Genomic DNA, 19627 nt, shown 5'->3' with positions numbered 1-19627 from the left:
TCAAGGAGGATATTTTTTATGTGTGGTATTGCAGGTTATGTAGGTAGTAGAGATAGTGCTGACGTTTTAATTGGCGCTTTATCTAAGTTAGAGTATAGAGGCTATGATTCAGCTGGTATTGCTGTTTCTGAAAATGGTTCTATTAAGGTAAAGAAGTGCCAGGGCCGTTTAAAGAATTTAGTAGACAAGATGGATAGAGAGGGTAAGCCAGTAGGTCACGTGGGTATTGGTCACACACGTTGGGCTACACATGGTGAACCATCAGATATTAACTCTCATCCACATGGTAATAAGAGAGTTTCAATCGTACACAATGGTATCATTGAAAACTATAAGCAGATTAAGGACTTCCTTTTAAAGGAAGGTTATAACTTTGTATCAGAGACAGATACAGAAACAGTAGCTAAGTTACTTGATTACTACTATGATGGTGATCCAATTGCTACAATTACTAAGGTTTTAGCAGAAATTAAGGGTTCATATGCCCTTGGTATTATGTTTAGAGATTTTCCAGATGTAGTTTATGCTGTAAGAAAGGAAAGCCCATTAATCGTTGGTATTGGTAAGGGTGAGAACTTTATTGCATCAGATATGACTGCAATCTTAGAGTATACAAGAAATTACATCTTACTTGAGCAAAACGAAATCGCAATCGTAGAAAAGTCAGGTGTTAAGGTAGTTGATATCCACGGTGAAGAAGTTTCTAAGGAAATGAACGTTGCTGATTGGGATATTGATGCAGCACAAAAGGGTGGATACGAGCATTTCATGCTTAAGGAAATCCATGAACAGCCAGAAGTTGTTAAGACTACAATTACACCAAGAATTTCTAATCATATTCCTACATTTGAGAATGAAGGTATATCACTTGATAAGCTTTCAAGCTACAACAACATTTTCATAGTTGCTTGTGGTACTGCAATGCACGCAGGTATGGTAGGTAAATATGTTATTGAGAAAATGGCTAGAGTATCCGTTACTGTAGACATTGCCTCAGAGTTTAGATATAGAGATCCTTTAATTAACGAGGGAGATTTAGTTATCCTTATTTCTCAGTCAGGTGAAACAGCTGATACAAAGGCTGCTCTTGAACTTGCTAAGGAGAGAGGGGCTGAAACTCTTGCTATTGTTAACGTTAAGGGCTCTTCAATTGCTAGAGCTGCAGATTATGTTTTATATACACATGCAGGTCCAGAAATTTCAGTTGCCTCAACAAAGGCTTACATGGTTCAGGTTTCAGTAATGTACTTACTTGCCTTCCAGTTAGCTTATGCAAAGGGTAAGATTAGTAAGGAACAGTTAGTTGAATACACTAAGTTATTAGAGAACATTCCAGAGCAGATTGAGGAAGCTATTAATCTTAAGCCAGCTTGCCAGTTTGCAGCTTCAAAGCTTCTTAATGCAGATAGCTTATTATACATTGGTAGAGGCCTTGATTATGCCCTAAGTATGGAAGGTTCATTAAAGCTTAAGGAAATTTCATATATTCATTCTGAGTCTTATGCAGCAGGTGAATTAAAGCATGGTACAATCTCACTTATTGATGATGGAATGCCAGTAATTGCCATTGCTACACAGAAGGACTTAGTAGAAAAGACAATTAGTAATATTAAGGAAGTTAAGGCTAGAGGCGCATTTGTCGTACTTATAGCTGCTCCTGGCGTTGACGTTGAAGATGGCGTTAGCGACGTAACAATTTGCCTTCCAGAAGCTAATCAGCTACTTATGCCTATGGTTGCAGCTGTTCCATTACAGCTTATTGCTTATTACACATCAGTACTTAAGGGTAATGACGTTGATAAGCCAAGAAACCTTGCTAAGTCAGTTACAGTAGAATAAAAGCTTTGGAGGACAATATGAATTTAACAATTGATAATTTATTTGATTTAAACGAAACAATCGCTAAGGATATCTTTAAGGGTTGCACATACCCTTGGGAGGTCCTAGCTAAGATTGGTGACTTTATTATAGAACTTGGAAAGACACTTCCAGCCGATGAATACGAGCTTAGAGGTGAAAATGTATGGGTACACAAAACTGCTAATGTTTTCCCTTCAGCCTACATCGCAGGTCCAGCTATTATTGGCAAGGACGCAGAAGTTAGACACTGTGCATTTATTCGTGGTAAGGCTATTGTAGGTGAAGGCGCAGTAGTTGGTAACTCAACTGAATTAAAGAATGTAATTCTCTTTAATAAGGTTCAGGTTCCTCATTATAACTATGTTGGTGACTCAATCCTCGGCTTTAAGGCTCACATGGGTGCTGGCTCAATTACAAGTAATGTTAAGTCTGATAAGAAGCTTATTGTCATTAAAAATGGCGACGAGAAAATTGAGACTGGTATTAAAAAGATTGGTGCCTTCCTTGGTGATAATGTAGAAGTTGGTTGCGGTAGCGTACTTAATCCAGGTACAATTGTTGGTAGAGAATCTAATATTTACCCACTTTCAAGTGTACGTGGTGTAGTTGAGGCTAAGTCAATTTATAAGAAGGCCGGCGAGGTTGTAGCTAAGAATTAGTACAATTTAGGAATTAGAATATAAATTCTGATTTATTATAAAGTTTTATTAAGAGGTGGATTTTTATATGCGAAATGAGTTAACAGAAAATGACATTAAGAAGATGGAAGAGGAAATCGACTATCGTATTAGCGTTGTTAGAAAAGAGGCTCTTGAGGATGTAAAGACAGCACGAGCTCAAGGAGATTTAAGCGAGAATTTTGAATATCATGCTGCTAAGAAGTTTAAGAACCAGAATGAAAGTCGTATCAGATATCTTCAAAGAATGATTAAATCTGCTACAGTTATTAAAGAAACTGCTGCAGAAGATGAAATCGGTGTTAATAATACTGTAGAGGTTTATTATGAGGATGATGATGAAAGCGAGGAGATTAAGCTTGTTACAACAGTAAGAGAAGATTCTTTACTTGGACTTATAAGCATCGAATCCCCACTAGGCAAAGCCCTACTTGGTCATAAAGTAGGCGATAGAGTGCTTATTCATGTTAATGATAACCTTGAGTATTACGTAGTAGTAAAACGAATCGATAAGACAGATGATGCAGACGATAAGATACAACGTTATTGACAACAATCACACTAGATAGTATATTTAATGGGCTTAATTTTTTAAGCCCATTTATTTTTTAATAGCAATAGATTTTACGAAAGAAAACAATTGAAAGGAAGAACACACATGTCTTTTAACGAGGCTCAAAAAAGAGCAATAGAATTTAACAAGGGCCCTTGTCTTGTTATTGCAGGTCCTGGTAGCGGTAAGACTTTTACCCTGACTAATCGAATAAAGAATCTAATTAATAATCATGATGTGAGTCCACAAAATATTCTAGTAATCACTTTTAATAAATCCGCAGCAATTCAAATTAAAGAGCGTTTCTATAAAGAGAACAATAATCAAGGCATTGGCGTATTTTTTGCCACCTTTCATTCCCTCTTTTTTACCATACTTAAGCATGCCAATAATCTAACAAATGATGCAGTTATAACTCTTAATCTACAAAGAAGCATTATAAGAAAAGAGATTCTAAAATACGAGCTAGAATATGATAACGAAGACGAACTAATTGATTTAGTTCTTGCAGAAATTTCTAAGATAAAAAATGACAATCTTGATATCAATAATTACAAGTCAAAAACAATCCCAGAACAGACCTTTAAGAATATATTTAGAGTTTACGAATTTGAAAAAAAGCGACGTGGCCTATTAGACTTTGATGATTTCGCTCTTAAGCTAGTTTATCTTTTAAAGGAAAATGAAGAGCTACGTCAGAGTCTAATAAAGCGCTTTAAATACCTTTTAATAGATGAATTTCAAGATATTAATAAGGTGCAGTTTGAAGTAATAATGCAGTTACTAGGGGAAGAATGCAATCTTTTTGTGGTGGGGGATGATGATCAAAGTATTTACGGCTTTAGGGGTTCTAAGCCAGAGATTATGCTATCCTTCCTAGATATATTTTCAAAGGCTAGTAAGTTTGAACTGAATATAAATTACAGGAGTGAGTCAAATATCGTGGAACTTGCCAATAAACTTATAGCCCATAACAAAGTAAGATTTGAAAAAAATTTACATACGCTAGAACGGAGTAAAGGAATAATTACTTACCTTAGACCAAAGGATCAAAAGGAAGAGAGGGAGTTTTTGGTTAGTGAGATTGTAAAACTAAGGGAGCAGGGGATAAATTATAGGGATATTGCTATATTTTCAAGGACCAATGAATTAAATAAGGTCTTTGTAAGGGAACTTATGGCTATGGGAATTAAATGTAAAAATGATTTTAAGATGTCTTCTTTTTACAATAGTAATGTGGTGGAGGAAGTCCTTGCTTACCTTGAAATTGCCCTTGGAGATAGGACTAGAGAGAAGTTTTTAAAAATAATAAATAAGCCCATGAGGTATATTACAAGGTCTTATCTTGCAAGTCCCGTGTCTTTGATTTCTTTAAAGGAGATTTATGAGAAGGCGGAAAGGCCTAATTATACTGTTATAAAAAATATTGATAGCCTTATCTTTGATATTAATATGCTTAAGAAAATGACTAGCTTTGCGGCGATTAATTACATTAGAAAGGGCATTGGCCTTGAGGATTATATTGAGGAATATGCAAGAAAAAATAAAGCTAACAAGGAGTTGATACTTGAAGACCTTGAAAAGATAACAGAGCTTTCAAAGGAATTTACTAAGATAAGTGACTTTGTAGCCTTTGTAAGGGAAAGGCAAAAGGAAAATGGGGAGGCAGCAAGTGATGAAACTGGAGTTAGTGCAGGGGTGAAAGACAAGGATTACTCTAATTTTGATGGGATTAACTTCTACACTCTTCATAGAAGTAAGGGCCTAGAGTTTAAAGTGGTTTTTATTATGGATGTTTGTGAGGAAATTATTCCTCTTAATAAGGCGACTTTTGAAGAGGAAATAGAGGAGGAGCGAAGGCTTTTCTATGTAGGTATTACAAGGGCTAAGAAACATTTGTATATACTTTCTCCTAAGCATAGATATAACAAAGATTATCTTCCTTCGAGATTTATCGAGGAAATAGGTCTTGAGGAAAATCAATTATTGTGATACCCTTTTAAAAGGTTAGATAAAGAAAAGCTTATGCAGTAAGCATGAAAAGGAGATAATTATGGCAAATAATTCAGAATATAGCACAGTTACACTTGCCCTTGATGGCGGTGAGACATGCGAATGTGCAATCGTTAGAATTTTCCCAGCTGGTGAGAATACATATATAGCGCTTTTACCACTTGAGGGTGAGGCAGCAGATAACGATGAGGTTTATCTTTACAGATACGAAGAGGATCCAAACGGTGAGCCAGTACTAGAGAATATCGGCTCTGATGAGGAATATGAGATAGTTTCAGATGCTTTTGATGAAGAGCTTGATGCTATGGAATATGAAGAACTCTATGAAGCTGAAGATATTGAAGAAGAGAATAAGTAATAAATAAACTATATCATAAGAAAACTTATTTAAATTAACAAAAAACACTTGATAATTAATTAAATTAGGTTTATTATAGAAAAGTATTAATGAATGTCGAAGGAGACAATTTTAGCCGCGATAGCTAGAATTGTCTCTTTTTATTTTAAGGAGGAATTATGGATAAGATTGATAAGAAGATAATCACATTATTACAGCAGAACGCAAGAATGCCACTTAAGGCTTTAGCAGAGAACGTATTTTTATCATCACCTGCTGTATCAGCAAGAATTGAAAGACTTGAAAAAGAAGAAATCATTGAAGGCTATGAGGTTAAGATTAATCAGTTAAAGCTTGGATATCATATTACAGCTTTTATTAATCTTGAAGTAGCTCCAGCCCAGAAGCCAGAATTTTATCCATTTATTAAGTCATGTACTAACGTTGTAGAATGTAATTGTGTAACAGGTAATTATTCAATGTTACTTAAGGTTATCTTCCCAAGTACTTTAGAGCTTGATACATTTATTGGACAGCTTCAGAAATTCGGTCGTACATCAACTCAGATCGTTTTCTCAACACCAGTTCCACCAAGAGGAATTGACGTTAACCAAGATATGCCAATGGAAGAATAATTTTATATTCTTTTTATTGAATGAATAATCTCTGCTTGCTATACTAAAAAGCGTATGAAACAAAGACAATCGGAGGTTTTTCATGTTTAATAATCAGGATAAATGTAAACTAGTTTTAGATAACGTCAATAAGGTTATCGTAGATAAAGAGGATGTTACAAAGTTGATTTTAACAAGTGTTTTAGCATCTGGCCATGTACTACTAGAGGATGTTCCAGGAACAGGCAAGACAATGCTTGCTAAAACATTTGCTAAAAGCATAGAGGGTAACTTTAAGAGAATCCAATTTACACCAGATTTACTTCCATCAGACATTACAGGTATTCATATCTATAACCAGAAGGAAGAAGAGTTTAAGTTTAGAAGAGGTCCAATTTTTACTAATATTTTATTGGCCGATGAAATTAACAGAGCGACACCAAGAACTCAGTCAGCACTTCTTGAATGTATGGAAGAAATACAGGTAACAGTTGATGAAACTAGTTTTAAGCTAGATGCACCATTTATCGTTATTGCCACTGAGAACCCTATTGAGACTGCTGGTACTTACGAGTTACCAGAGGCTCAGTTAGATAGATTTTTAATGAAGATTAATATGGGTTATCCAAGCGAGGAAGGTGAGAAGGAGATTCTTACTAGATTTTTAAAGGCAAGCCCTATTGAATCCATTAGAAGCGTAGTTACTACAAAAGATATCTTAGAGATGAGAGAAGAGGTAAAGGAAGTCTTTATCCATCCATCTTTAATTGAATATATTGTCAATATTGCTACTAAGACTAGAAATAGCGTGGACATTTCCATCGGTATTAGTCCTAGAGCGTCAATTGCTATGGTGAATGCTGCGAGAGCATTTGCATATGTATCAGGAAGAACTTATGTTGTACCAGAAGATATTAAGTCTTTAGCTAGAGTTTGCTTTGCTCATAGACTTTCTCTATCATCCGGTGCCTTTGCTCGTGACAACAAAGAACAGATTATTGATAGAATCGTTAGCGAAATTAATGTGCCTACAGAGGAATGGGATAAGTAATGAATATTATTTTAATGATAGTAGCTGTGGCACTTGTTTACTTCTTTGTTGTTACTCTTTATAGAAAGAATTGGTCTAAGAATTTGAAAATGAATCTAAATTTCGAAAGCAGAAATGTGATTCGTGGGGATTCAACCAATTTAGTCTTAACTGTTAGCAACGCTAAGAAATTGCCCTTAGCTATGATTAACACTAAATTTCAATTAGATAAGAGCTTGTATTTTACAGATATTGATACTAACTCTACAACTACAGATAGAACCTATAGAAATGACGTGTTTTCCCTAGGTCCTAATCAGAAGATCACAAGACGTATTCCTATTAAGTGTCTTAAAAGAGGCGTCTTTACACTAGATAATTTAGAGATTGTATTTAACGGTGTATTTATGGATGAGGTAAATGTATGCAAGCAGGACGATACTGCCTTTATTACAGTTTACCCACAGGCTATTGACGTTAATAAGCTTGGAATTATTAATAATAGCCTTGAAGGGGACTTAACTAAGAAGAAGTATCTATTCGAGGATAAGTTTGCTTTCCGCTCAATTAGAGAATACAACTATAATGATAATTTAAAGTCCGTTAACTGGAAGGCTTCTGCTAAAACCGGTCAGCTTATGGTTAATGAATATGATGAGACCATGAGTAGAAATGTATGCATTTTACTTAACTTAGAAAAGGACAGACAGCTTGAATCCCTTGAGATTATTGAGAATAGTATTGAGCTTTGTTCAGGCTTTGCCACTAAGTTTTTAAAGGAAGGGGTTAATTTATCCCTTTACTCAAATGCAAGAGATTACCTTGAAGGAGCTGAGATTAAGCTCACGTCAGGTTCTGGCGTTGCTCATTTAAAGACTATTAACGCGCTACTTGCTAGAGTTGATGCAAGCAAGGAGAAGCGAGACTTTAAGGAAATTATTAAGGAAGTTCAGATTAAAAGAGATTCAATCTATGTAATTATTTCTGCTAATAGACAGAAGGAATTAGTAGACTTAATTAACGAGAAATTTAAAAACGATAAGGATTCTCTCTGGGTGGTGCCACATTTTAGGGGAGAAAATATATCGCAGTTTACAGAGCTAAAGAGCTTGGAGTTTGAGATTGATCAGAATATAGGAGGTAAGCTTTAATGGGACAGCCAACAAAGATTAGTAAAACTAACAAAAGGCTTAACGTATTAGAAACCTTCCTAGAAATTTTCACACAGTTTGTGGTATTTTTTGCCATTGAAGTTATGGCTATTATTGGTATTGCCAATAGGCCAAATACTGATATAGTCCTATGTTTACTGTGTATTATTCCAACAGTAGCTCTTTATATTGTTAGACGTAAGGTTAATAATTTTACAGCCTTTATGATAATTAATTTGATATTCCCAGTAGCAAGCCTTGCCTTTGCAAGAAATGACCTTGAGATTGTGACTTTTTTTCTTGCTACACTTGTAATATCACTTCGTTCAATTAGAATTAAGAACGCCATGAATAAGCTTACAGAGCTTGCTAATAATTCTCCGGTTTCTAAGGATTTTGTATCTAATTTAAAATCTGCAGCAGACGAGGATGTTTACTCAAGTTCTGTAATTAAAGAAAGAATGCATCCAGCCTATGCCCTTGTAATGTTTGTGGGCTACGTGCTTGGTGGTAGCAATAATAATGATGGCCTTGTGGGCCTTATGGTGCTTTTATTTGTAGTATTTGTCCTATCTAGCCTAATTTATAATCAGGTAAAGGAACTTAATAAGGTTATTAAGGTTAACTCCGGAAAGTCAGAGTTCCCCCTTAATAGAATTATTAATGCAAATGTAACCGTAACCTTTGTAATTGCCTTAGTTATGGCAGTTTTCATGTACCTTTTCTATTACGGTAAGTACGGAAATTTATTTAGTATAATCGGCGGATTTTTATTTGCCATTGTAAAGCTAATTATTAAGTTTATTCTTATACTTTGGGGATCTGGTGGGGATTCAACAGATTCAGCTTCTTCTAGTGATGAGGCAAGTTCAGGTTATGATATTGGCTTTGCAGATTCCACAGCAAATGATAATGCAGCTATCTTTAATGCTATTTTTGAGGCCTTTGCCCTTGTGCTGGTAATTGCTTTGGCAGTTTCAGTAATTTACCTAGTATTTAAGTATGCGAAGAGCTTTAAAAGGACTAAGCTTGATGAATTTGATGAAGTGGAATTTTTAAAGGAAGAGAAGATTTCAAAGGATAAGGCTTACGAGACCTTAAAGAAGGAGTCATCTAAGGGCTTATCTAATAATGATAGCTATAGAAAGATTTTCAAAAAATACGCCAAGTCAAAGAAGCGTTATACTAAATATAAGAAAAATGGCTTAAAGCCGGATAAATTAATGCCTGGCGATATTTCTTCTAAGCTTATTATTGAGGATGAAGAAAAGGCAGCTAAGATAACTGAGGCTTATGAAAAGGCTAGATACTCAAGAGAAGAGGTAACTAAAGAGGAAATTAGTTATTTAAAGAAGTTATAAAACTTATTGACAAACAAATATTGATAGTTTATAGTTTTAATATAATTCAATATTTGAAATGCGATGAAGAGGAATAGTAGTTATGAATCGGAATACAGAGAGCTATCGGTTGGTGAAAGATAGATAAAGAGAAGTAATGAACTCGCCTTGGAGCAGCTACCTGAAATTATTTTTAATAACTGTAGGGCTAGACGGAATGCCAACCGTTATAATGGTCAGAATATGAAAGTATTTGGTGAGTGCATAGTTTTACTATGAATAAGAGTGGTAACGCGGATTTTATTCGTCTCTTAAAGGGAAACCTTTAAGAGACGTTTTTTTATAGCCTCTTTGGGAAGGGAGACTTAAAAGCGTTTGGCTAAAGATAAATTAGTGGCTTTATTTGTCTTTAGGCTTTTGACACATTTTCATAAGTAAGAGCACTAGAATTAGGAGGAAAGGTTTATGTTTAATTACAAGCAGTACAAGAGAGGCTACTTTATGCCACCAGTTGAGTGCAATGACTGGGTTAAGAAGGAATACGTGGATAAGGCACCAATTTGGTGTTCTGTTGATTTAAGAGATGGCAACCAGGCTTTAATAGAACCAATGAGCTTGGCTGAGAAGTTAGAGTTTTACAAGATGTTAATTAAGGTGGGCTTTAAGGAAATCGAGATTGGTTTCCCTGCAGCATCAGAGACAGAGTATGAGTTTTGCCGTACTTTAATTGAGAATAATATGATTCCTGAGGATGTAACAATTCAGGTACTTACTCAGGCTAGACCTCATATTATTAAGAAGACTTTTGAGGCAGTTAAGGGTGCTCCAAGAGCAATCATCCATGTTTACAATTCTACATCTCTTGCACAAAGAGAGCAGGTATTTGCTAAGTCTAAGGAAGAAATTAAGAAGATCGCTATTGAAGGCGCTAAGCTTTTAAAGGAATTAGCTGAGGCAGATGGCGGTAACTATTTATTTGAATACAGCCCCGAGTCTTTTACAGGCACAGAGCCAGAATATGCCCTTGAGGTTTGTAACGCAGTTATTGACCAGTGGCAGCCAACAAAAGACAAGAAGTGCATCATTAATTTACCGGTAACTGTTGAGATGTCGCTTCCTCATGTTTATGCTAGTCAGGTAGAGTACATGTGTAAGAACATGCATAATAGGGAAAATGTTATCGTATCCCTTCATCCACACAATGACAGAGGTACAGGCGTTGCCGATTCTGAGCTTGGATTACTTGCTGGTGCTGATAGAATTGAGGGTACACTTTTTGGTAATGGTGAGAGAACTGGTAATGTAGATGTTATTACACTTGCTATGAATATGTATTCACATGGTGTTGATCCAAAGCTTGATTTATCTGATATGCCTGAGCTTGCACAGACTTATGAAAAGCTTACTCAGATGACAATTTCTGATAGACATCCATATTGTGGTAAGTTAGTATTTGCAGCTTTCTCAGGATCTCATCAGGATGCTATTTCAAAGGGAATGCACTATAGAATCGACCACAATCCAGATCTTTGGACTGTACCATATCTTCCAATTAATCCAGAGGATGTTGGTAGAACTTATGATTCTGATGTTATTAGAATTAACAGCCAGTCTGGTAAGGGTGGCGTTGCCTACGTTTTAGAGAGAAACTTCGGTATGCTTATTCCAAAGGCGATGAGAGAGGATTTAGGCTATGCTGTAAAGGATGTTTCTGATAATGCTCATAAGGAATTAGCGCCAGAAGAGGTTCTTGAAATTTTTGAGAAGAGATATAAGAAATACACACCAAACTTTAAGATTACAGAGGTACATTTTAAGCAGGAAGATGGAATTCAGACAGCAGTTACTATTGAAGAAAATGGACAGTCTCTTACAGTTAATGCAGCTGGTAAGGGTCGTCTTGATGCAGTAAGTAACGCACTTGCTAAACATTTTAATAAGCCATGTAATATTACAGTTTATGAAGAGCATGCCTTAAAGAGTGGTTCTGGTGCTTCGGCTATTGCCTATGTAGGTATTGAGGGCGATGATGGCAAGGGCTACTTTGGTATTGGTATTGATCACGATATTATTAGAGCTTCTATTGATGCGGTTGAGTCAGCTATGAATAGAAGTCTTGATAAGTAAAAGCCTTGATAACTAGAAGTCTTGGGAAATAAAGAAATCAAACTTTAAAAGTGGATTAAAAGGTCTGTTTGACTAAGTTTATAATTTAGGGATAGGAAAATTTTTCTATCCCTTTTCTTTAGATTAGAAACGAACAAAATTTCTTTTTGGACTTTTATTTTTCATAAAAGAATGTTAATATAGGACATGGTAGGTCGAGAAAGGAATTTAATTATGAGAATTATTTTAGCTTCTGCTTCTCCTAGAAGAAAGGAACTTTTAGAGCAGGTCGGTATTAAATTTGAGATTATAACTAGTCAGGCAAGTGAGGACATTGAACTAATGCCTCCTTACGATTATGTGAAGGAACTTTCAAGAAGGAAGGCAAGAGCTGTATTTGATATGCTAAAGGGAAGAGGGGAAGACCTCTCTGATTGTGTGATTATTGGCGCAGATACAGTAGTTTATCACAAGGGCGAGATTCTAACTAAGCCTAAGGATAAGGAAGATGCTAGAAGAATGATTAAGGGACTTTCTGATAATGCTCATCAGGTTTACACAGGAGTTTGTCTTATTAAGACAAGTGGCGTGGGCGATAAAGTGGAGGCTAAAGAGATTAGCTTTAGTGAGAAGACAGAAGTTTTAGTCTATCCTTTAACAGATGAGAGTGTGGAGGCCTACATATCAACTAAAGAGCCTTATGATAAGGCAGGGGCATATGGAATTCAGGGGCTTTTTGCCGCCTATATTAAGGCTATTGAGGGCGACTATAATAATGTAGTTGGCTTGCCAGTAGCAAGAATATGTCTTGAACTTTATAAATTAGGATATAGAATAGATTATGAAAGGTGTTAATATGATACGATTTATAGCAAGTGACTTAGATGGTACACTACTTCTTAATGGGGCACAGAGTGTAGATGAAGAAACTTTAAGAGCAATAGCTAAGCTTTTAAAGTCGGGAATACATTTTGCTGCTGCATCAGGTAGACAGATTACCTCTCTAAAGAGACTATTTGAGCCTGTTTCAAAGGATTTGGTATATATTGCTGAGAACGGTGCATTAGTAGCTTATAAGGATAAGGTAATAGCTAAGACAGCTATGGAGAGAGACTTAGCCCTTGAAATTATTGATGATGTTTATAATAGAGCTAATTGTGAGGTCTTAGTTTCAGGACAAAAGACTGCTTATATTAAGCCTAAGACTAAGGAATATCATCACAGAATGACTGAGGTAGTTAACTATCATACAACTCTAGTAGAGGATTTTAGTGAGATTAAGGAAGATATTTTAAAGGTGGCTGTTTGTGACCTTTCAGGTATCTCTAATTCTAGAGACTATTTCTTTGATAGATGGCAGGGTAAGGCAAGTATTGCTGTATCTGGTGATCTTTACTTAGACTTTATGGAGACAAGCGTTTCTAAGGGTAAGGCTATTAATCAGATTAAGGAATATTTTAAGCTACAGTCTAATGAATGTATGGCCTTTGGTGATAATTATAATGATATTACTATGCTTGATAATGTGAAGTATTCTTATGTCATGGAGAAGGCTGTAGCAGATGTTAAGAAACATGGTAACTACGAGGCCAAGAGAGTAGTTGATACATTAAGGGAGCGTTTCCCACAAATTTTATCATAAGGAGATTATTATGGACGAGAAGCATTTAACAGCCTGCGCAGAGGTTTTCTTAAAGGAACAAGCTAAACTTTTTATGGAGGATGTAGTCTTTGATATTGATGAGGCTAAGGATTTTCTTGAAGAGTCTTTTGCTTTTGTTTGTAAGGATATTAAGGAATTAAGAGATGCCCTAGCAGATGAAGGTATGGATGTTAGTTCTATGTCTGACGAAGAATTAGAAGAGCAGCTAGAGGTTTTTAAGCTTCCTAGTGGCGAATATTTTGTAGTTGAAGGTTAGAGGTGAGTTTGCTTGAAGATTAACATTGTATGCGTTGGCAAGGTGAAAGAGAAGTTCTTTACAGGTGCTATTGATGAGTATTCTAAGAGACTTTCAAGATACTGTAATTTAAAGATTATAGAGCTTCCTGATGAGAAGACACCGGATAATGCAAGTGATACTGTTAATGACTTGATCAAAAGAAAAGAAGGGGAGAGAATTTTATCTAATATAAAAGACGATTCCTATGTTATAGCTCTTGCCATTGAAGGCAAGATGTTAGATTCTGTTGAGTTATCAAAAAAGATTGATGAGCTTGGTATTTCGGGGAAAAGCGATATAAGCTTTGTGATTGGTGGTTCCCTTGGTTTATCAAGTGAGGTCTTAGCTAGAGCGGATTACAAGCTTAGCTTTTCTAAAATGACCTTCCCTCATCAGTTAATGCGTGTGATTTTACTTGAACAGATTTATAGAAGCTATAGAATAATGAAGAACGAGCCATATCATAAGTAGCTATTGTAGCTCTTTCATTGAAAGAGCTACACGTGTGCGAGCAGCGGCCCTGCCGCATCTAATGCGAGCACTTCCGCAATTGAGAAGAAGGAGCTACACGTGTGCGAGCTGCGGCCTGCCGCATCTAATGCGAGCACTTCCACATCTATAGCGAACATATTACAGAAATAATGGACTAAAGGAGTAGGGTTGTGAAGACTAACAAGAAGAGAGTAATTGCTTTAGTGTCTGCAGCGGTTTTAGTTGCAGCATGTTTAATTTTTATGATTTTTTTCAATGGCCACTTTGTTTATATATCAACAGGGCTAAATTCTAATACAATTCTTAAGCTAGACGGTATTACAATGACTAAGACCGAAGCTAAGATTTTAATGTCTGATGCTAGAAGCCAGTACGAAGAGCTTTTAGGTGAGGATATCTGGAATGAGACAATTGATGGAGAATCTTTTTATTCTTATGTTAATGATCAAATTAAAGTTAAGTTAATAAGAGTTGCTATGCTAAATAAGCTAGCAAAGGAAAGAGGCGTTGTTTTAAGTAGAGATGAAGAGAACAACGTAGAGGCAGCAGCTGCGGAGTATTACAATAACTTATCCGATGATGATAAGAAGCAGTTAGATGTAAGTTTAGAGGATCTAGAAGAGATGTATACTAAATTTGCCATTGCTAATAAGTTATATGAGGATATTATTTCTGAATATGACATTGAGGTAAGTTATGATGATGCTAGAGTTATTGATATTCAGTATATTGTAAGCGATTCTAAGGAAGAGGTGGAGAATGCCTATAATAGCATTCAGTCAGGTAGCTCTTTCTTTGCCCTTGCAAAGGAAATCAATGACGATGGCAATTATGAAATGGAATTAAAGAAGGGTGAAATGGATCAGACATTTGAAGACATTGCCTTTAACCTATCTACTGGTGATATGAGTGAGGTTTTTGAAGTTAATGGACTTTATTATCTAATTCGTTGTACTTCTGATAATGATAAAACTAAGACTGAAGTCAATAAGACAACAATCTTAGAAAGCAAGCAATTAGAGCAGTTTAATGAGTATATGAATGAGTATGAATCAAAGTATTATGTAGATTTTAATACAGGAGTTTGGGCAAAACTTAGCGTTCGTTCTAATTCAATTTATTCATCAAACTTTGAAAGCATTTTTAATTCTTATTTATCTAATTAAGATTTATATGAATTTATTATTGAAAGCGAAGCTTTCATTTAAATAAAAGGGAGAAAATTTTATGGCAACTAAGAAATATGATGCTAATAGTATTTCCATTTTGGAAGGACTAGAAGCGGTTAGAAAAAGACCTGGTATGTATATTGGTTCAGTAGGCACTAAGGGTCTTAATCATCTTATATATGAAATCGTAGATAATTCTGTAGATGAGCATTTAGCGGGCTTTTGTAGTGAAATAGACGTAAGTCTTAATGCAGATGGTACAGCTACTATTAAGGATAATGGTAGAGGTATTCCAATAGGAATTCATCCTAAGGCTGGTATTCCAGCAGTTGAGGTTGTATTTACTGTACTTCATGCCGGCGGTAAGTTTGGCGATGGCGGTTACAAAATTTCTGGTGGTTTACATGGTGTAGGTGCATCTGTTGTTAATGCTCTTTCAGTTTGGTTAGAGGTTGAAATCAGACTTGAAGGTAAAGTTTATAAGCAAAGATATGAAAGAGGTAAGGCAGTAGCTCCTCTTAAGGAGATTGGTACTTGCAGAAAGCATGATACAGGTACAACAGTTACTTTCCTTCCTGATGGTGAAATCTTTGAAAAGACTAGATTTAAGGCAGATTCAATCAAGTCAAGATTACATGAAATCGCATATTTAAATCCAGGACTTACAATTAATTTTAAGGACCTTAGAGGGGAAGCACCTGAAGAGGAAACTTTCCATGAAGAAGATGGTATTTTAGCCTATGTTAAGGACTTAAATGTAGGTAAGGAAACTGTTTGTGATATTGTTTATTTTAAGAATAAGCAGGATGACATTGAAGTGGAAGTCGCTTTCCAGTATGTAAATGAATTCGAGGAAAATATACTTGGTTTTTGTAATAACATTTACACTCAAGAGGGTGGTACCCATATTACAGGTTTTAAGACTAAGTTTACAATGATTATTAATCAGTATGCTAGAGAGTTAGGAATTCTTAAGGATAAGGATAATAACTTTACTGGTCTTGATGTTAGAAATGGTATGACAGCTATTGTTGCTATTAAGCATCCAGCACCAAGATTTGAAGGTCAGACAAAGACTAAGCTTGATAATCCTGATGCTTCAACAGTTGTATCAGCTATAACTAACGACGAGGTTCAGTTATATTTTGATAAGAATTTAGATGCTCTAAAGGCTGTTATTGCTTGTGCTGAAAAGTCAGCTAAGATTCGTAAGGCTGAGGAAAAGGCTAAGACAAATCTTCTTACAAAGCAGAAATTCTCAATTGATAGCAACGGTAAGCTTGCTAACTGTGAAAGTAGAAATCCTGAAGAGTGCGAAGTATTTATTGTAGAGGGTGATTCTGCCGGCGGTTCTGCAAAGTCTGCTAGAAACAGAAGAACTCAGGCAATCCTTCCAATTAGAGGTAAAATCTTAAATGTTGAAAAGGCAACAATCGATAAGGTTTTAGCTAATGCAGAAATTAAGACTATGATTAATTCCTTTAATTGTGGCTTCTTAGAGGGTTACGGTAATGACTTTGATATTTCAAAGCTTCGTTATGACAAGATTATTATTATGACTGATGCCGATGTGGATGGTGCTCATATTGATACACTTTTACTTACATTCTTCTATAGATTCATGCCTGAGCTTATTAATCAGGGTCATGTCTATATTGCAACACCACCTCTTTATAAGGTAGTGCCAAAGAAGACTAAGAAGAAGTCTGGGGATGAAGGTATGTATCTTTATGATGACAAGGCTCTTGAAAATTATAGAAAGAATCATGAAGAAGGTAGCTTTACTCTTCAAAGATATAAGGGACTTGGTGAAATGGATCCTGAGCAGCTTTGGGAGACAACTCTTAATCCTGAAACTAGAATTTTAAAGCAGGTGGAAATTGAAGATGCAAGAATGGCAACAGAAGTAACTTCAATGCTTATGGGTAGTGAGGTTCCACCTAGACGTGCATTTATCTATGCTCATGCCAATGAAGCTGAGATTGATGCTTAAATTTACGAATATATGATTTACTAATAATAATTTTTTGGAGGAAGTATGGCTGAACAGATAGTAAAGACTGAGTATTCTGAAATAATGCAGAAGTCTTATATAGATTATTCCATGAGTGTAATTACAGCAAGAGCTTTACCTGATGCAAGAGATGGTTTAAAGCCTGTTCAAAGAAGAGTTTTATACGCTATGGACCAATTAAATTTAGGACATGATAAACCCCATAGAAAGTCAGCAAGAATTGTTGGTGATACCATGGGTAAATATCATCCACATGGTGATAGCTCAATTTATGAGACATTAGTAGTTTTATCACAGGATTTTAAGAAGGGAATGGCTTTAGTAGATGGTCATGGTAACTTTGGTTCTATTGAAGGTGATGGAGCTGCTGCTATGCGATACACTGAGGCTAGACTCCAGAAGTTTACAGAGGATGTTTACTTAACTGATCTTGATAAAAATGTAGTAGATTTCCTACCAAACTTCGATGAAACAGAAAAAGAACCAGAGGTTTTACCAGTAAGAGTACCTAATTTACTTATTAATGGTGCTGATGGTATTGCCGTTGGTATGACAACTAATATTCCACCTCACAATCTAGCTGAGGTTTGTGATGCAGTTTGTGCCTATATGGATAACACTGAAATTACAACTAAGGAATTACTTGAAATTATGCCAGGACCAGATTTCCCTACAGGCGGTATTGTAATTAATAAGTCTGACTTAGAGGACATCTATGAAACAGGGCAGGGTAAGGTAAAGCTTCGTGGTAAGGTGGTTTACGAGCCAGCTACAAAGAGAAGTGAAAGAGATAAGTTAGTTATTACAGAGATTCCATACACAATGATTGGTGCTAATATTTCTAAGTTTATCTCAGATGTTCTTGATTTAATTGAAACTAAGAAGACAAGTGATATTGTGGATGTTTCAAATGAATCTTCTAAGGAAGGTATTAGAATTGTTCTTGAACTTAAAAAGAACGCTGATTACAAGAACTTAGAGAACATGCTTTATAAGAAGACAAAGCTTGAAGATACTTTTGGTGTTAACATGCTTGCTATTGTTAATGGAAGACCAGAAACACTTGGTCTTAAGCAGGTTATTAAGCATCATGTAGACTTCCAGTTTGATCTTGCCACAAGAAAATATACAACTCTCCTTAAAAAGGAAAGAGACAATAAAGAGATTAAAGAAGGTCTTATTCGTGCCTGCGATATTATTGATTTAATTATTGAAATCCTTAGAGGAAGTAAGAATTTAGCTCAGGCTAAGGATTGCTTAGTTAATGGTAATGTTGAAGGTATTAATTTTAAGTCTGAAAAATCTAAGGCAAGTGCAGCTAAGCTTGATTTTACAGAGCGTCAGGCTACAGAGATTTTACAGATGCGTCTATACAGATTAATTGGTCTTGAAATTTTACAGCTTCAGAAGGAATTTGAAGAATGCTTAAAGAAGATTGAAAAATATGAGAAGATCCTTTCATCTAGAAAAGAAATGGCAAAGGTAATTAAGGCTGAACTTTTAAGAATTAAGAAGGACTATGCTAGAGCTAGAAGAACTCAGATTCTTGATGCTAAGGAAGCTGTTTATGAAGAAAAGAAGATGGAAGAGAAGGAAGTAGTCTTTATTATGGATAGATTTGGCTATGCTAAGACTATTGATATTTCTGCCTATGAGAGAAATAAGGAAGCAGTACATGCAGAGAATAAGTATGTCTTTACATGTATGAATACCGGTAAGATTCTCATTTTCACAGACACAGGTAATATGCATCAGGTTAAGGTAAAGGACTTACCATATACTAGATTTAGAGACAAGGGTACTCCTATTGATAATGTTGGTAATTACGATAGTAGCGGTGAGAATATCTGCTTCCTCGGTTCTGAGGCAACAATCAAGAATAAGAAGCTCCTTTTTGTTACAAAGAATGGTATGGCAAAGCTTGTGGATGCTTCTGAGTTTGAAGTTAATAAAAGAACTGTTTCGGCTACAAAGCTTGGTGAGGATGATAGCTTAGTAGGCGTTTATACAACAGATGCTAAGATTGCTATTTATTCTAAGTTTACCCTTGAGGGTGGCATTGTAGAGGAAGAGGTTGTGGAAAGTAACCAGAACGTTTGCCTTGCTAGTGCTAATGGTAACATTTTAAAATTCCCTCTAACTGACATTCCTCAAAAGAAGAAGAATGCTCTTGGTGTTCGTGCTATGAAGTTAGCTAAGGATGATCATATTGATGAGGTCTTCTTAGTTACTGATGGAGATGAGGTAACGGTTGAGTATAAGAAGAAGGAACTTAACCTTACTAACTTAAAGTTAGCTCATAGAGATTCTAAGGGAAGTAAAATTAAATAG

The 19627-nt window shown here is 35.6% G+C and carries 17 protein-coding genes and 1 other annotated feature; all 17 genes read left to right on the top strand.

Translation table 11 applies throughout. From position 1 onward, the window contains the following. Positions 1-18: 18 nt before the first annotated feature. The 17 genes from glmS (at position 19) to BLQ66_RS05670 (ending at position 19627) form a co-directional block, all read left to right on the top strand. Positions 19-1839, top strand: coding sequence for a glutamine--fructose-6-phosphate transaminase (isomerizing) (glmS, locus tag BLQ66_RS05750; RefSeq protein WP_074521337.1), 1821 nt, complete (start codon positions 19-21; stop codon positions 1837-1839). A gap of 17 nt (positions 1840-1856) precedes the next feature. Further along, a complete protein-coding gene (locus BLQ66_RS05745) occupies positions 1857-2519 on the top strand; it encodes an LbetaH domain-containing protein (protein WP_074521336.1) in 663 nt (220 codons plus the stop codon). A gap of 67 nt (positions 2520-2586) precedes the next feature. Then, the gene (locus tag BLQ66_RS05740; protein WP_027430567.1) at positions 2587-3087 is read left to right on the top strand and encodes a GreA/GreB family elongation factor; all 501 of its coding nucleotides are present in this window, start codon (positions 2587-2589) and stop codon (positions 3085-3087) included. A 108-nt stretch (positions 3088-3195) separates the two neighbouring features. Beyond that, on the top strand, positions 3196-5082 hold the full coding sequence (locus BLQ66_RS05735; protein WP_074521335.1) for an ATP-dependent helicase: 1887 nt from the start codon (positions 3196-3198) through the stop codon (positions 5080-5082). A 61-nt stretch (positions 5083-5143) separates the two neighbouring features. Then, positions 5144-5461 carry a DUF1292 domain-containing protein gene (locus BLQ66_RS05730; RefSeq protein WP_034245350.1) on the top strand — a complete coding sequence of 106 codons (318 nt, stop codon included), beginning with the start codon at positions 5144-5146 and terminating at the stop codon, positions 5459-5461. A gap of 158 nt (positions 5462-5619) precedes the next feature. Then, complete coding sequence (locus BLQ66_RS05725; protein ID WP_074521334.1) at positions 5620-6075, top strand: Lrp/AsnC family transcriptional regulator; 456 nt, start codon at positions 5620-5622, stop codon at positions 6073-6075. 82 nt (positions 6076-6157) lie between these two features. Next, positions 6158-7105 (top strand): AAA family ATPase, encoded by a 948-nt coding sequence (locus BLQ66_RS05720; RefSeq protein ID WP_074521333.1) that lies wholly within the window; start codon positions 6158-6160, stop codon positions 7103-7105. Then, positions 7105-8235, top strand: a complete 1131-nt coding sequence (locus tag BLQ66_RS05715) for a DUF58 domain-containing protein (RefSeq protein WP_074521332.1) — start codon at positions 7105-7107, stop codon at positions 8233-8235. Before BLQ66_RS05720 ends, BLQ66_RS05715 begins: the two co-directional genes overlap by 1 nt. Further along, complete coding sequence (locus tag BLQ66_RS05710) at positions 8235-9596, top strand: hypothetical protein (RefSeq protein ID WP_074521331.1); 1362 nt, start codon at positions 8235-8237, stop codon at positions 9594-9596. The genes BLQ66_RS05715 and BLQ66_RS05710 overlap by 1 nt, the downstream gene beginning before the upstream one ends. 54 nt (positions 9597-9650) lie before the next feature. After that, positions 9651-9890: a binding site (T-box leader), on the top strand. Between the two features lie 150 nt (positions 9891-10040). Further along, entirely contained in the window at positions 10041-11702 is a 1662-nt protein-coding gene (locus BLQ66_RS05705) for a 2-isopropylmalate synthase (protein WP_074521330.1), read from the top strand. 210 nt (positions 11703-11912) lie between these two features. Then, positions 11913-12536, top strand: a complete 624-nt coding sequence (locus BLQ66_RS05700) for a Maf family protein (RefSeq protein ID WP_074521365.1) — start codon at positions 11913-11915, stop codon at positions 12534-12536. Between the two features lies 1 nt (position 12537). Then, positions 12538-13323, top strand: a complete 786-nt coding sequence (locus BLQ66_RS05695) for a Cof-type HAD-IIB family hydrolase (RefSeq protein WP_034245353.1) — start codon at positions 12538-12540, stop codon at positions 13321-13323. A gap of 10 nt (positions 13324-13333) precedes the next feature. Then, on the top strand, positions 13334-13600 hold the full coding sequence (locus BLQ66_RS05690; protein WP_074521329.1) for a glyoxalase: 267 nt from the start codon (positions 13334-13336) through the stop codon (positions 13598-13600). Between the two features lie 12 nt (positions 13601-13612). Further along, entirely contained in the window at positions 13613-14092 is a 480-nt protein-coding gene (gene rlmH, locus BLQ66_RS05685; RefSeq protein WP_027430579.1) for a 23S rRNA (pseudouridine(1915)-N(3))-methyltransferase RlmH, read from the top strand. Between the two features lie 191 nt (positions 14093-14283). Continuing rightward, complete coding sequence (locus tag BLQ66_RS05680) at positions 14284-15279, top strand: foldase protein PrsA (RefSeq protein ID WP_074521328.1); 996 nt, start codon at positions 14284-14286, stop codon at positions 15277-15279. Between the two features lie 61 nt (positions 15280-15340). Further along, entirely contained in the window at positions 15341-17275 is a 1935-nt protein-coding gene (locus BLQ66_RS05675) for a DNA gyrase/topoisomerase IV subunit B (RefSeq protein ID WP_074521327.1), read from the top strand. 45 nt (positions 17276-17320) lie between these two features. Further along, positions 17321-19627: a DNA gyrase/topoisomerase IV subunit A gene (locus BLQ66_RS05670; protein ID WP_074521326.1), complete on the top strand. Its 2307-nt coding sequence runs from the start codon at positions 17321-17323 to the stop codon at positions 19625-19627.

Source organism: Lachnospira pectinoschiza, from assembly GCF_900103815.1.
GTDB lineage: Bacteria > Bacillota > Clostridia > Lachnospirales > Lachnospiraceae > Lachnospira > Lachnospira pectinoschiza_B.
Note: the sequence above shows the minus strand (reverse complement) of the source record. Positions and strands in the feature narration are given on the sequence as shown.

Excerpts from the sequence above, each read along its gene's own strand:
- glmS (WP_074521337.1), top strand. The coding sequence starts at position 19 with ATGTGTGGTATTGCAGGTTATGTAGGTAGTAGAGATAGTGCTGACGTT.
- BLQ66_RS05745 (WP_074521336.1), top strand. The coding sequence starts at position 1,857 with ATGAATTTAACAATTGATAATTTATTTGATTTAAACGAAACAATCGCT.
- BLQ66_RS05740 (WP_027430567.1), top strand. The coding sequence starts at position 2,587 with ATGCGAAATGAGTTAACAGAAAATGACATTAAGAAGATGGAAGAGGAA.
- BLQ66_RS05735 (WP_074521335.1), top strand. The coding sequence starts at position 3,196 with ATGTCTTTTAACGAGGCTCAAAAAAGAGCAATAGAATTTAACAAGGGC.
- BLQ66_RS05730 (WP_034245350.1), top strand. The coding sequence starts at position 5,144 with ATGGCAAATAATTCAGAATATAGCACAGTTACACTTGCCCTTGATGGC.
- BLQ66_RS05725 (WP_074521334.1), top strand. The coding sequence starts at position 5,620 with ATGGATAAGATTGATAAGAAGATAATCACATTATTACAGCAGAACGCA.
- BLQ66_RS05720 (WP_074521333.1), top strand. The coding sequence starts at position 6,158 with ATGTTTAATAATCAGGATAAATGTAAACTAGTTTTAGATAACGTCAAT.
- BLQ66_RS05715 (WP_074521332.1), top strand. The coding sequence starts at position 7,105 with ATGAATATTATTTTAATGATAGTAGCTGTGGCACTTGTTTACTTCTTT.
- BLQ66_RS05710 (WP_074521331.1), top strand. The coding sequence starts at position 8,235 with ATGGGACAGCCAACAAAGATTAGTAAAACTAACAAAAGGCTTAACGTA.
- BLQ66_RS05705 (WP_074521330.1), top strand. The coding sequence starts at position 10,041 with ATGTTTAATTACAAGCAGTACAAGAGAGGCTACTTTATGCCACCAGTT.
- BLQ66_RS05695 (WP_034245353.1), top strand. The coding sequence starts at position 12,538 with ATGATACGATTTATAGCAAGTGACTTAGATGGTACACTACTTCTTAAT.
- BLQ66_RS05690 (WP_074521329.1), top strand. The coding sequence starts at position 13,334 with ATGGACGAGAAGCATTTAACAGCCTGCGCAGAGGTTTTCTTAAAGGAA.
- BLQ66_RS05675 (WP_074521327.1), top strand. The coding sequence starts at position 15,341 with ATGGCAACTAAGAAATATGATGCTAATAGTATTTCCATTTTGGAAGGA.
- BLQ66_RS05670 (WP_074521326.1), top strand. The coding sequence starts at position 17,321 with ATGGCTGAACAGATAGTAAAGACTGAGTATTCTGAAATAATGCAGAAG.